The 15,153-nt window shown below is 66.1% G+C and carries 15 protein-coding genes; 6 read left to right on the top strand and 9 right to left on the bottom strand.

Annotation, left to right across the window (positions count from 1 at the left end):
* Positions 1-2 precede the first annotated feature (2 nt).
* From QQK63_RS12805 to coxB, 6 genes are all read right to left on the bottom strand, one after another.
* On the bottom strand, positions 3-677 hold the full coding sequence (locus QQK63_RS12805) for an SURF1 family protein (protein ID WP_277823981.1): 675 nt from the start codon (positions 675-677) through the stop codon (positions 3-5).
* 230 nt (positions 678-907) lie between these two features.
* On the bottom strand, positions 908-1,726 hold the full coding sequence (locus tag QQK63_RS12800; protein ID WP_277823983.1) for a cytochrome c oxidase subunit 3: 819 nt from the start codon (positions 1,724-1,726) through the stop codon (positions 908-910).
* A 26-nt stretch (positions 1,727-1,752) separates the two neighbouring features.
* The gene (locus QQK63_RS12795; protein WP_277823985.1) at positions 1,753-2,334 is read right to left on the bottom strand and encodes a cytochrome c oxidase assembly protein; all 582 of its coding nucleotides are present in this window, start codon (positions 2,332-2,334) and stop codon (positions 1,753-1,755) included.
* A complete protein-coding gene (locus QQK63_RS12790) occupies positions 2,331-2,525 on the bottom strand; it encodes a hypothetical protein (RefSeq protein ID WP_277823987.1) in 195 nt (64 codons plus the stop codon). The genes QQK63_RS12795 and QQK63_RS12790 overlap by 4 nt, the downstream gene beginning before the upstream one ends.
* Positions 2,525-3,463, bottom strand: coding sequence for a heme o synthase (gene cyoE, locus QQK63_RS12785; RefSeq protein ID WP_277823989.1), 939 nt, complete (start codon positions 3,461-3,463; stop codon positions 2,525-2,527). The genes QQK63_RS12790 and cyoE overlap by 1 nt, the downstream gene beginning before the upstream one ends.
* A gap of 92 nt (positions 3,464-3,555) precedes the next feature.
* Entirely contained in the window at positions 3,556-4,446 is an 891-nt protein-coding gene (gene coxB, locus QQK63_RS12780; protein WP_277823991.1) for a cytochrome c oxidase subunit II, read from the bottom strand.
* 190 nt (positions 4,447-4,636) lie between these two features.
* Here coxB and tldD point away from each other — a divergent pair, with 190 nt between their 5' ends.
* The 5 genes from tldD to QQK63_RS12755 all read left to right on the top strand — a co-directional run bounded on the left by tldD (position 4,637) and on the right by QQK63_RS12755 (position 11,740).
* Positions 4,637-6,061: a metalloprotease TldD gene (tldD, locus tag QQK63_RS12775; RefSeq protein ID WP_277823993.1), complete on the top strand. Its 1,425-nt coding sequence runs from the start codon at positions 4,637-4,639 to the stop codon at positions 6,059-6,061.
* A 261-nt stretch (positions 6,062-6,322) separates the two neighbouring features.
* The gene (gene dprA / locus QQK63_RS12770) at positions 6,323-7,459 is read left to right on the top strand and encodes a DNA-processing protein DprA (RefSeq protein WP_277825883.1); all 1,137 of its coding nucleotides are present in this window, start codon (positions 6,323-6,325) and stop codon (positions 7,457-7,459) included.
* 141 nt (positions 7,460-7,600) lie between these two features.
* A complete protein-coding gene (topA, locus tag QQK63_RS12765; protein ID WP_277823995.1) occupies positions 7,601-10,330 on the top strand; it encodes a type I DNA topoisomerase in 2,730 nt (909 codons plus the stop codon).
* 124 nt (positions 10,331-10,454) lie between these two features.
* On the top strand, positions 10,455-11,036 hold the full coding sequence (locus QQK63_RS12760) for a nitroreductase family protein (RefSeq protein WP_336618793.1): 582 nt from the start codon (positions 10,455-10,457) through the stop codon (positions 11,034-11,036).
* Positions 11,033-11,740, top strand: a complete 708-nt coding sequence (locus QQK63_RS12755) for an EI24 domain-containing protein (RefSeq protein WP_277823997.1) — start codon at positions 11,033-11,035, stop codon at positions 11,738-11,740. The genes QQK63_RS12760 and QQK63_RS12755 overlap by 4 nt, the downstream gene beginning before the upstream one ends.
* Here the strand turns inward: QQK63_RS12755 and QQK63_RS12750 are convergent.
* Positions 11,709-11,990 carry a DUF1467 family protein gene (locus QQK63_RS12750; RefSeq protein ID WP_277823999.1) on the bottom strand — a complete coding sequence of 94 codons (282 nt, stop codon included), beginning with the start codon at positions 11,988-11,990 and terminating at the stop codon, positions 11,709-11,711. The genes QQK63_RS12755 and QQK63_RS12750 overlap by 32 nt on opposite strands.
* Positions 11,990-12,394 (bottom strand): methylmalonyl-CoA epimerase, encoded by a 405-nt coding sequence (gene mce, locus QQK63_RS12745; protein ID WP_277824001.1) that lies wholly within the window; start codon positions 12,392-12,394, stop codon positions 11,990-11,992. The genes QQK63_RS12750 and mce overlap by 1 nt, the downstream gene beginning before the upstream one ends.
* Positions 12,395-12,574: 180 nt before the next feature.
* On the opposite strand from mce, the gene QQK63_RS12740 reads away from it, so the two are divergent.
* Positions 12,575-13,285 carry a response regulator gene (locus QQK63_RS12740; protein WP_277824003.1) on the top strand — a complete coding sequence of 237 codons (711 nt, stop codon included), beginning with the start codon at positions 12,575-12,577 and terminating at the stop codon, positions 13,283-13,285.
* 69 nt (positions 13,286-13,354) lie between these two features.
* Here the strand turns inward: QQK63_RS12740 and aspS are convergent, their stop codons facing one another.
* Positions 13,355-15,142, bottom strand: a complete 1,788-nt coding sequence (gene aspS, locus QQK63_RS12735; RefSeq protein ID WP_277825887.1) for an aspartate--tRNA ligase — start codon at positions 15,140-15,142, stop codon at positions 13,355-13,357.
* Positions 15,143-15,153 lie beyond the last annotated feature (11 nt).

The raw sequence follows: 15,153 nt of genomic DNA, 5'->3' as shown, positions 1-15,153 counted from the left end.
CCCTAGTCTGGTCGCAGCCTGATACGCCACAGCAGAAACACTGTCATCCCCAACCAGACCAGCGCCAGCAAAAACCATGTCACGGCGTAGTTCAGATGATCGTTGGGAATGCCCTCGCTGGTCACCGGCAACGGCGTAACCCCCGCCTCCGCAGGCTCCATCGCCCGCGCGATCACAAGCACCGGCTCCGTCCCCAGATGTGCCGCCATCACGCCCACATCGCGCGCGAACCAGATATTGCCGGCCACGTCATTTTCGGGCGTGAACCCGTCCCGCTCCTCGGGCCAATGCAGATTGCCCAACACCGCAACCACGCCATCGGGCGGCGCGGGCAGGTCATCCGCCACCGGCAAGACACCCCGGTCCAGCAGAACCCGCCGCCCGCCCGCGGTCTCCAACACGGAAATCAGCCGGTAGCCTGCCCCGATCCCGCGCTGGCTCACCAGAACCCGCAGGGCCTCCTCCCCGATCCGGCCCGCCACCTCGACCGGCAGGTAGCGATCGGCCTCCGGGTCGGGCGCATCGGGCAGGGCCACGGGCGCATCCGCGATCCGCGCCTCGATATCGGCCAAGATGGCTTCCTTCCAGCCCAGCCTCTGCAGCTGCCAGACCCCCAGCGACACGAGGATGGCGATACCGACCGCCCCAAAGACCGCAACGCTGATCATCCGCCCCATGGCATCCTCCAAGGAAAAAGGCCCGCCGCATCTGGCAGGCCTTCACGTTTCATCAAGGTTAACGTCCCCGCCCCTTCATCTTGGCCCGAAAACTCCGGGGGGAGGCCGCAGGCCGTTGGGGGGCAGCGCCCCCCGAACTAAAGACTCTTGGCAGAGCCCCCCACCACCTAAAGAGTCGTGGCAAAGCTCCAGTCAGGACAAAACCGGGGGGATCACCCCCCGGCCCATCCTCAGCCGATCACGACCGCCTGGCCCCAGATGTAGACCGCCAGGAACAGGAACAGCCACACCACGTCGACGAAGTGCCAGTACCAGGCCGCTGCTTCGAAACCGATATGCTTCTCGGCGGTGAAATGGCCCTTCAGCACCCGCAGCCAGCAGACGAACAGGAAGATCGTCCCGATGACCACATGCGCGCCATGGAACCCGGTGGCGAGGAAGAAGGTGGCAAAGAACTTGTCGCCACCAAAGCTCCAGCCGTAATGCGCGATCAGCTCGTAATATTCGAACGCCTGCAACCCGGTGAAGATCAGGCCCAGCACGACGCCGATGATCAGCCCGTTGGCCACGTCCTTGCGCGGCCCGCCATGAACCAGCGCATGGTGCGACCAGGTCACGGCACAGCCCGACAAAAGCAGGATCAGCGTGTTGATCAGCGGCAGGTGGAACGGGTCCACCGCGTAGATTTCCGGCGGCACGTAGGCGGAGGCCACGTATTCGTTCATCGGGTAGAGCGCGTGTTTGAAGAACGCCCAGAACCACGCGACGAAGAACATCACTTCGGACATGATGAACATGATGAAGCCGTAGCGCAGGCCGATCCGCACCACCGGCGTGTGATCGCCCGCGTTGCTTTCCGACACCACGTCGGCCCACCAGCCGAACATGACGTAGAGCGTGGCGACAAAGCCCATGGCGAACATCCAGGGCAGGCCGCCATGCATCCAGTTCACCGCCCCGAAGAGCATGACAAAGGCCGCACCGGCCGCCATCAGCGGCCAGATCGACGGGTTGATGATGTGGTAATCGTGGTTCTTGGCGTGGGCCATGGGTGTCGTCCTCGGTCCGGTTTTCTCTAGTTGGCCACGGCGGCCGGGGTGGCCAGCGCGGCATAATCCTCGGGGATGTCCGTCACGTGGAACGTGTAGGACAAGGTGATCGCGGGCGTGCCGCGTGCCTCGGGGTCGTCAAGGATGGCAGGATCCACGAAAAACGTCACCGGCATCTCCACCCGCTCGCCCGGCTGCAACACCTGCAACTCGAAGCAGAAGCAATGGATCTTGACGAAATATCCGCCCGTCTCGAAGGGCGCGACATTGAAGCTCGCCGTTCCCGCGATGGGTTCGTCGGTCGGGTTGTAGGCCTCGTAAAAGGCCAGCCCCGTCTCCCCGATCCTGATGTCCATATGCGGCTGCATCGCCCGGAATTCCCACGGCATGTCGCGCGCGCGGCTGGCGTCGAACCGCACCCGGATCGTCTGGTCCAGCACCGTTTCGCTGCCCGCTTCCGCCACCTGCGTGGTGCCGCCAAAGCCAGTCACCCGGCAAAACCAGTCGTAGAACGGCACCGACGCCCAGGCCAGGCCCGCCATCACCACGATCACGCCCAGGCAGCGGGCGACGATCTGGCCATTCGACAGTTTCGTCGTCTCGCTCATTGTCCCGTCTCCACCGGCGGCGTGATCGACACGCGCGGCGTGTGGTCATAGGCCTCCATCGACGCGCCTTCGCGGATCTTGGCGATGGTCAGGCCAAAGACGATGGCGGCAAACCCCACAAGGCTCAGCGCCACGCCGATGTTGCGCCCCATCCGGCGCTTGTGCAGGTCATGCGTCTGCGTGATCGGCATCAGGAAATCCCCCAGGCACGCAGCCCGGCATCCGCCAGAAGCGCGCCGAAATGCAGGAAAAGATAATAAAGCGAGAACCGGAAGAACCGCTTTTCGACGACATAACCATCAGCCTGCGCGGCCTCCTCGGCCCGGCGCCAGATATCCCACGCGCCTTTCAGGAAGATCGCGTTCAGAACCAGCGCCGCCGCAAGATAGACCGGCCCCGCCACCGAGGTCAGCCCAAGGCCCAGCGCCACGGGAACCAGCAGCACCGTGTAGATCCAGATCTGCCGCCGCGTCTCGGACCGGCCATGGGTGACGGTCAGCATCGGCACCTTGGCCTCGTGGTAATCCGACTTCATGAACAGCGCGAGCGCCCAGAAATGCGGCGGCGTCCACATGAAGATCAGCGCGAACATCAGCACCGCCTCAAGGCTCACCGACCCCGTCGCCGCCGCCCAGCCGATCATCGGCGGGAATGCACCGGCCGCCCCCCCGATCACGATGTTCTGCGGCGTCGCACGCTTGAGCCACATCGTGTAGATCACCGCGTAGAAAAAGATGGTGAAGGCCAGGATGCCCGCCGCCAGCCAATTGGTCGCCAGCCCCAGCATCGCCACCGAAATCACCGACAGCCACAGACCCAGCGACAGCGCCTCGCCCGCCGTGACCTTGCCCGCGGGCACGGGCCGCTTGGCGGTCCGGCGCATCACCGCGTCGATATCGGCATCATACCACATGTTCAGCGCGCCCGAGGCCCCGCCGCCCAGCGCGATGAACAAGATCGCGGTAAAGCCGATCATCGGATCGACCGATCCCGGCGCCACCAACAAGCCCACCAGCGCCGTGAACACGACAAGCGACATCACCCGCGGCTTGAGCAGCGCGACATAATCGCCGAACCGGGCCTCGCCCTCGGCGGTCTGGATCGTGGTGTTGGTCGTCAGGTCGCTCATGCGTCTTGTCGCTTCATCTTGACCGTAGGCCGGGCCGTCTGCCCGGCCTTGCTTTCATTGCTCGGGCCGGGCGCCTGCCCGCCCCGTCCCGATCACTCGGCCGAGGCCAGTTCGATCACGCCCGGCGCGCGCATGTCGCCGATCGACGCGAATTCCTGTGCATCGCCGTTGATCCATGCATCGTATTCTTCCTGCGTCACGGCGAACACGGTGATCGGCATGAAGGCATGGTTGACGCCGCACAGTTCCGAACACTGGCCGAAATAGACGCCCTCCTGCCCTTCCTCGACCTCGAACCACAATTCCGCCAGACGGCCCGGAACGCCGTCCTGCTTCACGCCAAAGGCGGGCACGGTCCACGAATGGATCACGTCGGCCGCCGTCACCTGCACCACCACGGTCGCGCCGGTCGGCACCACCATCGCGGTATCGGTGGCCAGCAGATGCTCGTCGGGCGAATAGCCGAAATCGGCCAGTTCTTCCTCGGTCAGCATGAAGCTGTCGTAGGCGATGCCGTGCTCGGGATATTCATAGCCCCAGTACCACTGGTAGCCGGTCGCCTTCACCACGACATCCGCCTCGGGAATGGTCTGCTGCTTGAACAGCACCGGCAGCGAGAAGGCACCGATCACCACGAGGATGATCAGCGGCACGACCGTCCACGTCACCTCGATCTTGGTGTTGTGGGTAAAGGTCGCCGGCGTGGGGTTGGCGCGCTCGTTGTGGCGGAAGACCGACCACAAAAGCAGCGCGGTCACGAACAGCACGATGACCGTCATGATCACGATAAGAAAGGAATCGAGCGCCCGGATATCGCGGGCGAGTTCCGTCACGCCCGGCTGAAAGCCCATGGCTCCCGGCACCGGCGCCCCGATGATCTCCAGCCCGTCGCGCAGGCCCGCGGTCTGGGCCGCGGCCGCGCCCGCGACCAAGGTTGCACCAATACCGGCCCATAGGCCGCACAGGGTCTTGCGAAGCATCATGTTGGTCTGTCCTGTCGTTCACGGCGAACCCGCCCGCGCGATCTGCGCGGCAGGCCTACCGTTGCGTTCTGTCTGGGGCGGACCATATAGCTGGGGGCCGGGCAAGGCATTTGGTCTAAATGTCTCACCCCCCGCCCGTTTGATCTGGATCATGTCGCAGATGCCGCGAAACCCCAGCCCCGGAGGCCCGATGTCCGACCCCACGCCCTTCCGCCCCTTCGACACCCACCTCGACGAGGGCGCGGCGCTTGCCATCCTGCGCGCAGCGACCGACGGGGCCGAGGATGGAGAGCTGTTTTTCGAACGCCGCCGGTCCGAAATGCTCCTGTTCGATGACGGACGGGTCAAGACAGCCAGCTACGACGCCGCCGAAGGGTTCGGCCTGCGCGCCGTCAAGGGCGAGGTCGCAGGCTATGCCCATTCCACGGAAATCTCCGAAAATGCTCTGAAACGCGCCGCCGAAACCGCGCGCCTCGCCGTCGGTGCGGGCGGCGGCACGCTGGCCGATGCGCCCAAGGGCACGAATGCCCGCCTCTATACCGACGCCGACCCGATGACCGGCGCGGAATTCGGCGTCAAGCTCGACACCTTGGCCGAGATCGACGCCTATGCCCGCGCGCTCGATCCCCGCGTGGTTCAGGTCTCCGCCTCCATGGCCGCCAGCCATCAGGAGGTCGAAATCCTTCGCCCCGAAGGCGGCCGCGTCCGCGACGTGCGCCCGATGGTGCGCCTCAACGTCTCGGTGATCGTCGAAGAGAACGGCCGCCGCGAATCGGGCAGCGCAGGCGGCGGCGGCCGGATCGGCCTGACCGGCCTGATGACCCCCGACCATTGGCAGGCCCTGGCGCGCGAGGCACTCCGCATCGCGGTCGTGAACCTCTCCGCCGAAGCCGCCCCCGCAGGCGTGATGGACGTGGTCCTCGGCCCCGGCTGGCCCGGCATCTTGCTGCACGAGGCCGTGGGCCACGGGCTCGAGGGCGATTTCAACCGCAAGAAACAATCGGCCTTCGCGGGCCTCATGGGCCAACGCGTCGCCGCCCCCGGCGTCACGGTTCTCGATGACGGCACGATCCCCGACCGACGCGGCTCCATCACCGTCGACGACGAAGGCACGCCCAGCGCGAAGAACGTCCTGATCGAGGATGGCATTCTGGTGGGCTACATGCAGGATCGCCAATCCGCCCGCCTGATGGGCGTCGCCCCCACCGGCAACGGCCGCCGCGAAAGCTACGCCCATGCGCCCATGGCGCGGATGACCAACACCTACATGCTCGGCGGCGATGCCGATCCGGCGAGCATCTTGTCGGACCTAAAGGACGGGATCTATGCCGTGGGCTTCGGCGGCGGTCAGGTCGACATCACCAACGGCAAATTCGTCTTCTCCTGCACAGAGGCCTACCGCGTGAAGAACGGCGTCGTGGGCGCGCCGGTCAAGGGCGCGACGCTGATCGGCGACGGCGCGACCGCGCTCCAGCAGATCCGCGCCATCGGCAACGACATGGCGCTCGACCCCGGCATGGGAAATTGCGGCAAGGCCGGTCAATGGGTGCCGGTGGGCGTGGGTCAACCGACGCTCCTGATCGGCGGTCTCACCGTCGGCGGCTCCGCCGCCTGACAGGAGGGGGCGGGCGGCATCCGGCCGCCCGACACCCCCCTCAGGCAGGGTTTCCTGATGAAACCTTGCAAGCCGCGCGCGGCCTTAACGATCCATCAAGATGTGCCGCCGAAATTTAACCCGTCGGCAACGGATGCCGCCAAACTGGCAACTTTCGGTAAGCACCCGTTAACCGATTGCGGCCAGTCTCGCCTCATGTGGCGCCTGTCCGAATCCTCCCCCGCCCCGCCCTATCCGGTCCCCGATCCGTGGTCCGACGCGATGGACCATGCCCTGTTCGAGGCACCCACCTCCTACATCCCGCCCCCCGTCCGCGACCCTGCCGAACGGCTGGCCCGCCTCCGCCTGATCCGCTCCCGCCGCGTCGGCCCCGCCACCTACCTGCGGCTTCTGGCCGAACATGGGTCAGCTGCCCAAGCGCTTGAGATATTGCCACAAATCGCCCACGCCGCCGGGGTCGAAAGCTACCAGCCCTGCCCCGAACCCGTCGCCCTGGCCGAACTGAAAGCCGCCAAACGCATGGGGGCAACGCTCCTCTGCCTCGGCGATCCCGAGTATCCCGCAGCCCTCGCAGGCATTCCCGACGCCCCGCCGCTCCTCTGGGCACGGGGTCGTAACGACCTGTTGTCAAGGCCAATTCTGGCGCTCGTCGGCACCCGAAACGCCTCCGCGCTCGGCAGCCGGATGGCCCGAAACCTCGCCGCCGATCTGGGCGCGGCGGGCTTCGTCGTGGTCTCGGGCCTTGCGCGCGGCATCGACGCGCTGGCCCATCGCGCAAGCCTCGACACCGGCACGATCGCGGTGATGGCGGGCGGGCTCGACGTGATTTACCCCACTGAAAACACGGAACTTTCCCATGACATCGCCCGGCGCGGCCTGCTGCTTTCGGAAATGCCCTTCGGCTGCGAACCGCAGGCCCGCCACTTCCCCCGCCGCAACCGGATCGTGGCGGGCCTCGCCCAGGCCGTCATCGTGGTGGAGGCTGCCGTGCGCTCCGGTTCCCTCATCACCGCGCGCCTTGCCTTGGAACAGGGGCGCGAGGTCATGGCCGTGCCCGGCCACCCGCTCGACAGCCGCGCAGGCGGCGGCAACCTCTTGATCCGCGACGGCGCAGCCCTCATCCGAAATGCCGAGGATGTTCTTGAAATCCTTGGCAATCCGTCGCCTGCGCCCAAGCCAACCAAGTGCGACGCCAGCGCGCAAAAGACCCCCAACGCCGCCCCCGAAGGCGGCGTGGAAGGTGCGATCCTCGCGATCCTGACCGAAACCCCCGTGGCCGAGGATCAGCTGATCCGGACCTTGGGCCAACCGCCCCGCGCCGTGGCCCAGGCGCTTGCCATTCTCGAAATGGCCGGCCGCATCACGCGCGGCGCAGGCGGCATGGTCGCCCGCAGCTGACGACGGCCTTTCCGTCGCGACAGGAATTCCCGCATTGAAAATGCGGGCTTTTCCCCTCATCCCCTGCCGCATTGACAAGCCGGGCCCAGACCCCACATGGTCCGCCGCCACATGGCCCCCCGGCCCAACAGGAAGTTCCGCATGCCCGTCGTCGTCGTCGAATCGCCCGCCAAGGCCAAGACAATCAACAAATATCTGGGCAGCGACTACATTGTTCTCGCCTCCTACGGCCATGTCCGCGACCTGCCCTCCAAGGACGGATCGGTCGACCCCGAGGCGGGATTCGCGATGGAATGGGAAATCGCGACCGACAGCAAAAAACATGTGAAAGCCATTGCCGAGGCACTGAAATCCGACCCGGTCCTGATCCTCGCCACCGACCCCGACCGCGAGGGCGAGGCGATTTCGTGGCACCTGCAGGAGGCGCTGACCAAGCAAAAGGCGATCAAGGCCGGCACCGATGTCAGCCGCGTGGTCTTCAACGCCATCACCAAATCCGCCGTGACCGAGGCGATGAAAAAGCCCCGGCAGGTCGACATGGAATTGGTCGAGGCTTATCTCGCCCGCCGCGCGCTCGATTACCTTGTGGGCTTCAACCTATCGCCCGTTCTGTGGCGGAAACTCCCCGGCGCGAAATCGGCGGGCCGCGTGCAATCCGTGGCGCTGCGCATCATCACCGACCGCGAGATGGAGATCGAGGCCTTCCGCGCCCGCGAATACTGGTCGGTCCGCGCCATGCTGCAAACGCCCCGCGGGCAGGAGGTCGAGGCACGCCTGACCCATCTGCGCGGCAAAAAGCTCGACCGCTACGACCTCGCCACCGCCGCCGAGGCCGGCCTTGCCGTGCAGGCCGTAGCCTCCCGCGCGCTCAGCGTCACCGATGTCGAGGCCAAGCCCGCCAACCGCAACCCCGCGCCGCCCTTCATGACCTCCACCCTCCAGCAGGAGGCGAGCCGCAAATACGGCATGGGCGCGCGCCAGACGATGAACGCGGCCCAGCGTCTCTATGAAGCGGGCCACATCACCTACATGCGGACCGACGGCATCGACATGGCCCCCGAGGCCGTCCACGCCGCCCGCGACACGATCAAGACGCGCTACGGGGCCGAATATGTCCCCGCCGACCCGCGCATGTACAAGAACAAGGCCAAGAACGCGCAGGAAGCGCATGAATGCATCCGGCCCACGGACCTGTCCAAGGCGCCCGATGACATCCGCCTGTCCGAAGATGACCAGCGCAAGCTCTATGATCTGATCTGGAAGCGCACCATCGCCAGCCAGATGGAGGCCGCACGCCTCGAACGCACCACCGTCACCATTGCCAGCGCCGATCAGCAGGTCGAATTGCGCGCGACCGGGCAGGTCGTGCTTTTCGACGGATTCCTCAAGGTCTACGAGGAAGGCCGCGATGACGAGGCCGACGAGGACAGCCGCCGCCTGCCGCAGATGGCGCGGGGCGAGGCGCTGAAACCCGCCGCGGACGCGCTGAAAGGCGAATGGACCAAGCTTGCAGGCGATGGCGCAACCGCGGCGGGGGGCGATCTGCGCAAGTCGGATGCCGCCCTTTTGTCCGCCGATGGCGCAACGCTCGGCCAACAGCATTTCACCCAGGCGCCCCCCCGCTATACCGAGGCGACGCTGGTCAAGCGGATGGAGGAACTGGGCATCGGGCGACCCTCGACCTATGCCAGCATTCTCGACACGATCGTGGCGCGCGGCTACGTCCGCAAGGACAAGAACCGCCTGATCCCCGAGGACAAGGGGCGGCTCGTCACGGCCTTTCTCGTCAATTACTTCCGCCGCTACGTCGAATACGACTTCACCGCCGATCTGGAAAACCAGCTCGATGAGGTCAGCGCGGGTGACCGCGCCTACAAGGATGTCCTGACCGCCTTCTGGCGCGATTTCTCGGCCTCGCTCTCGGAAACCTCGGAACTGCGCATCACCGATGTGCTGGACAAGATCAACGAGGTGCTGGAACCGCATCTCTTCCCGCCGCGCCCCGACGGGTCCGACCCGCGCGCCTGCCCGTCTTGCGGGGCCGGGCGGCTGTCGATGCGCACCGCGCGGTCGGGCGGGGCCTTCATCGGCTGTTCCAACTATCCCGAATGCCGCTACACCCGCTCCTTCGGCCCGCCCAATCCCGACGGCGATGACGGCACGGCCATCGGCCCCGACGGCAAGATGCTGGGCGTCGATCCCGACACGTCCGAACCCGTGACGCTGCGCGACGGCCGCTTTGGCCCCTATGTCCAGCTGGGCGACGCGACCGAGGACAACCCCAAACCCAAACGCGCCTCGCTCCCCAAGGGGTGGCAGGCCGATGCGATGGATATCGAAAAGGCGCTCAAGCTTCTGTCGCTGCCGCGCATGGTCGGGTCCCACCCCGAGGACGGCCAGCCGGTCGAGGCTGCGATCGGCCGTTTCGGCCCCTACGTCAGCTACAAAGCCAAGGAGGCGGCCAAGCCGCTCTACGCCAACCTCCCCGAGGTAGACGAAGTCTGGTCCATCGGAATGAACCGCGCGGTCGAACTGCTGGCCGCCAAGGCCGCAGGCCGCAGCGGGCGCGGCTCTGCCGCCGCCCCGCTCAAGGAACTGGGCGAGCATCCCGAACATGGCGGGCCGGTTCAGGTCATGCCGGGGCGTTACGGGCCCTACGTGAAATGGGACAAGGTCAATGCCACGATCCCCAAGGATATCGCCCCCGAGGCGGTGACGCTGGAACAGGCCGTGGAGTTGATCGCGGAAAAGGCGGCGAAATCGCCGGCCAAAGGCAAGGCAAAGGCCAAGCCGAAAACCGCCAAGGCCAAGACAACCAAGCCCAAGGCAGCCGCGAAACCCAAGGCCAAGGCGGCGGCCAAAAAGACCTGACCGGGCGAAAACACGGAAAAACAGCAGTTTTTCGACGCGGAAACCTGCAGTTTTCCGCCCCCGTCACAGATCGTGCCCAATCGCGCGAACAGCGCCCCTTGATCCCCGCCCTCGGACACCTGACATGACCGGCATGGATACGCGCACACCCCTTGATTTTCTCCTGACCCGCCGCTCGGTGCCGGTCCGGATGCTCTCGGCCCCCACGCCCGACGACGCCACGTTGCGGCAGCTTTTGACCGCGGCCGCACGGGTGCCCGATCATGGCAAGCTCGTCCCCTTCCGCTTTGCCGTGCTGCGCAAACCCGCCGTCGACCGGCTGGCCCGCGTGACGCAGGACATCGGGACCGCGCAAGGGCGCGACCCCGACAAGCTGGTCAAGCAGGCGCAGGCTTTTCTCGACGCGCCGATGACGGTCGCGGTCATCTGTACCCCGCGCCCCGACACGCCGATCCCGCTGGTGGAACAGGAACAGACCGCCGCCCTTGCCTGCCTCAGTCTCGTGAACGCGGCAGAGGCGGCGGGCTTCGGCGGCCATTGGCTGACCGGCTGGATGGCGCGCGACCGCGATTTCTTGCAGGCCGCGCTGGGGCTCGAGCCGCCCGAACTCGTGGCGGGCTTCGTCCATCTCGGCACGCCCCGGGGTGAACCGCCAGCCCGCCCGCGCCCCGATCCCGACGCCATCACCCAATGGATCGAGACATGATCTTTTCCGCCTTTCTCAAGGCTTTGGGCCAGATCTCGGACCGACGGTTCCTGCTGGTGCTGGCCTTGGGCGTGGGGCTGACGCTGGCCTTGCTCATCGGCTTTTACGTCGCCTTCGTCGCGTTGGTCGGCTGGCTCCTGCCCGAAAGCTTCACCCTGCCTTGGCTGGGCGAAATCGCATGGGCCGATGCGGCGATCAGCTGGGCGGCCGTGCCGATCTTCTTGCTTTTGTCGGTCTTTTTGATGGTGCCTGTCGCCTCGGCCTTCATGGGGATTTTTCTCGAACAGGTGGCCGACGCGGTTGAGGATGTGCATTACCCCGGCCTGCCGCCCGCGCGCAGTGTCGGCATTCTCGAAGGGATGGGTGATGCCGCCCGGTTTCTGGGCGTGGTGCTGGGCGTGAACCTCGTGGCACTGGTGGCCTACCTGATCTTCGCGCCCATCGCGCCGATCCTGTTCTGGGTGGTCAATGGCTTTCTCCTGGGCCGGGAATACGGCCAACTGGTGGCCCTGCGCCGGACCGATGCGGCAGGCGCGCGGGCCTTTCGGCGGCGCAATTCAGGGACGCTCTTCGCCGCCGGTGTGCTGATGGCCGTGCCGCTGACGATCCCGGTTGTGAACCTGCTGGTGCCCATCCTCGGGGCAGCGACCTTCACCCACCTGTTTCACAGGCTCAACCGGGCTGCCCCATCCCGAACCGGGTGAACAGGTCGATATCCTCGATCGTGACGACACCGCTCAGGATGATGCCCGCGATCACCGCCCAGATCACCGCCGCCACGCCCGAGGTGACCAGAAACCGCCGCTTGAGCTGCGGGTTCACCGGGGCCGAGCCATGGGTGCCGACGACCCGTTCGCCCGCATCCGACTGGCTGGTCACGCCGACCTGCAACACGACGAACAGCGTCATGAACCAGATGATCGCGTAAAGCACGAGACCCGTGACGACACCCATCAGACCTGCTCCAACTCGACGAGGGTTCCGGTGAAATCCTTGGGATGCAGGAACAGCACAGGCTTGCCATGCGCGCCGATCTTGGGCTCTCCATCGCCCAGAACACGCGCACCTGCGGCCTTCAGCTTGTCGCGCGCGGCAAGGATATCCTCGACCTCGTAGCAGACATGGTGGATGCCGCCCGACGGGTTCTTGTCCAGAAAGCCTTTGATCGGGGAATTCTCGCCCAAGGGGTACAGCAATTCGATCTTGGTATTGGGAAGTTCGATGAAAACGACCGTCACGCCATGGTCGGGCTCGTCCTGCGGCGGGTTCACCTTCGCGCCCAGCGTGTCGCGGTATTGCGCGGATGCAGCCTCCAGATCGGGGACGGCGATGGCGACATGGTTCAGGCGGCCGATCATGGGCGCTTCCTCCTTGGTGGCTTGGCCGACATATGGCCGCCCATACCCGCCCTGCCAAGGGATGAAGCGCCGCAGGCGGTGCGTTAACACATGCTCAACCTTGCCCCGCCCTAATCGGTGCGCAACAGCGACTCGGTCGGGCTGCGCCGGCCGAGCGACCAACAGAGGGGCTTGGGGCCGATGGACGATATTTTTCAGACCTTGGGCGGCAAACCACGCCCGACACCCGACCGCCCGCTTTTGGGCCTGACCATTCTCGTGGTGGAGGACAGCCGCTTCGCGTCCGAGGCGATGAGGCTTTTGTGCCTGCGGTCCGGCGCGCGGATCCGGCGGGCGGATTGCATCGCCTCGGCCGAACGGCATCTGACCTTGTACCATCCGTCCGTCGTCATCGTGGACCTCGGGCTGCCCGACGGATCGGGGCTTGACCTGATCGCGCGGATCCACGCCCTGCGCCCGCGCGTGCCCGTCGTGCTGGGCACGTCAGGGGCCGACCCGTCCGAGGCGGAAGGGGAGGCCCGCGTGGCCGGGGCCGACGGGTTCCTGCCCAAGCCCGTGGAAACGGTAGCCGCATTCCAGGCTGCGATCCTCGCCCTTCTGCCGCCGGAGATGCGCCCGGGCCTGTCCCCCCACGCGGTCGAGGGCGGCACGGTCACGCCCGATACCCTCTCCTATCGGGAGGATCTGAGCCATGCGATGGCGCTCTTGGCGCAGCCCGACCCGCCGCTGGGCTATCTGCGGCGGTTCCTCGTGGGCGTGGCACGCAGCGCGCAGGACGAAGCGCTCGAGGGGCGCGCCGATGCGCTGGACACGGGGCTGGACCCGGCCGGGCAGCAAGCCTTGCGGCACTACCTGTCGCATCGCATCGCGGGCCTACCCCTGGCGCTGTGACGACGCCCCGACATGAAAAAGCGGGCCGGCGGCCCGCTTTTCCCCGAATTTGTGGAAAGCCCCCGCCGCTCAGTCGCGCGGAATGACGCGCAGGCCCAGTTCCATCAACTGGTCGCTCGTCGGGTCCGAAGGCGCGTTCATCATCAGATCTTCGGCGCGCTGGTTCATCGGGAACAAGATGACCTCGCGGATGTTCGACGTGCCCGCCAGGATCATCACCAACCGGTCGATACCCGCCGCACAGCCGCCATGGGGCGGCGCGCCGTACTGGAACGCATTGACCATGCCGCCGAACCGCTTGCGCACCTCCTCCTCGCCATAGCCCGCCAGTTCGAAGGCCTTGAACATGATCTCGGGCTTGTGGTTGCGGATCGCGCCCGAGATGACCTCGTAGCCGTTGCAGGCCAAGTCGTATTGGTAACCCAAAACCTTGAGCGGATCGCCCGAAAGCGCATCAAGCCCGCCCTGCGGCATCGAAAACGGATTGTGGGAAAAGTCGATCTTGCCGGTCGCCTCGTCCCGCTCGTACATCGGGAAATCCACGATCCAGGCAAAGGCGAAGCGGCTCTCGTCGATCAGGCCAAGTTCCTGCCCGATGGCCGTGCGCGCCCGGCCCGCGATGGCTTCGAATTCCGCAGGCTTGCCCGCCAGGAAAAACGCCGCATCGCCTGCCTTGAGGCCAAGCTGAGCCCGGATCGCTTCCGTCCGCTCGGGGCCGATGTTCTTGGCCAAGGGGCCCGCCGCCTCGAGGCTTCCATCCTCGGCATCGCGCCAGAAGATATAGCCCATCCCAGGCAGCCCCTGCCCCTGCGCCCAGGCATTCATCCGATCACAGAACTTGCGGCTGCCGCCCGTGGGGGCGGGAATGGCGCGCACTTCGGTGCCGTCCTGTTCAAGGATACGCGCGAAAATCGCGAAACCCGAGCCTGCGAAATGTTCGGACACCACCTGCATCTCGATCGGATTCCGGAGGTCGGGCTTGTCGGTGCCGTATTTCAGCGCCGCTTCGGCATAGGAGATGCGCGGCCATTGATCCGCGGGATCGGTGCGGCGGTCGCCGCCGAATTCTTCGAACACGCCCTGCAGCACGGGGCCGACGGTGCCAAAGACATCCTCCTGCTCGACAAAGGACATCTCCATGTCGAGCTGGTAGAAATCGGTGGGCGAACGGTCGGCGCGCGGATCCTCGTCGCGGAAACAGGGCGCGATCTGGAAATAGCGGTCGAAACCCGACACCATCAGGAGTTGCTTGAACTGCTGGGGCGCCTGCGGCAGGGCATAGAACTTGCCGGGATGCAGACGGCTTGGCACCAGGAAATCGCGCGCGCCCTCGGGGCTGGAGGCTGTGATGATCGGCGTCTGGTATTCGCGGAAGCCCAGATCCCACATGCGCCGCCGGATCGAGGCCACGACATCCGAGCGCAGCTTCATGTTCTCCTGCATCGCCTCGCGGCGCAGGTCGAGGTAGCGGTATTTCAGCCGCGTCTCCTCGGGGTAATCCTGATCGCCGAAGACCTGCAGCGGCAGATCGCCCGAGACCCCGCCCAGAACCTCCACGTCGCGGATGAACACCTCGATCTCGCCGGTGGGGAGTTTCGGGTTCACGAGCGATGGGTCGCGCGCCTTCACCACGCCGTCGATGCGGATGCAATATTCGGCGCGCAGCTTTTCCACCTGCGCAAAGACCGGGCTGTCAGGGTCGCACAGAACCTGCGTGATCCCGTAGTGGTCGCGCAGGTCGATGAAGATGACCCCGCCATGATCGCGCCGACGATGCACCCAGCCCGACAGGCGGACGGTCTGCCCGGTGTTCTCGGCGGTCAGGGCGGCGCAGGTATGGCTGCGATAGGCGTGCATCATGGGTCCCT

It is taken from the genome of Roseicyclus marinus (genome assembly GCF_030163795.1).
Taxonomy (GTDB): domain Bacteria; phylum Pseudomonadota; class Alphaproteobacteria; order Rhodobacterales; family Rhodobacteraceae; genus Roseicyclus; species Roseicyclus marinus.
The sequence above is the reverse complement of the archived record's forward strand: the minus strand, read 5'-3'. Positions and strand labels throughout refer to the sequence as shown.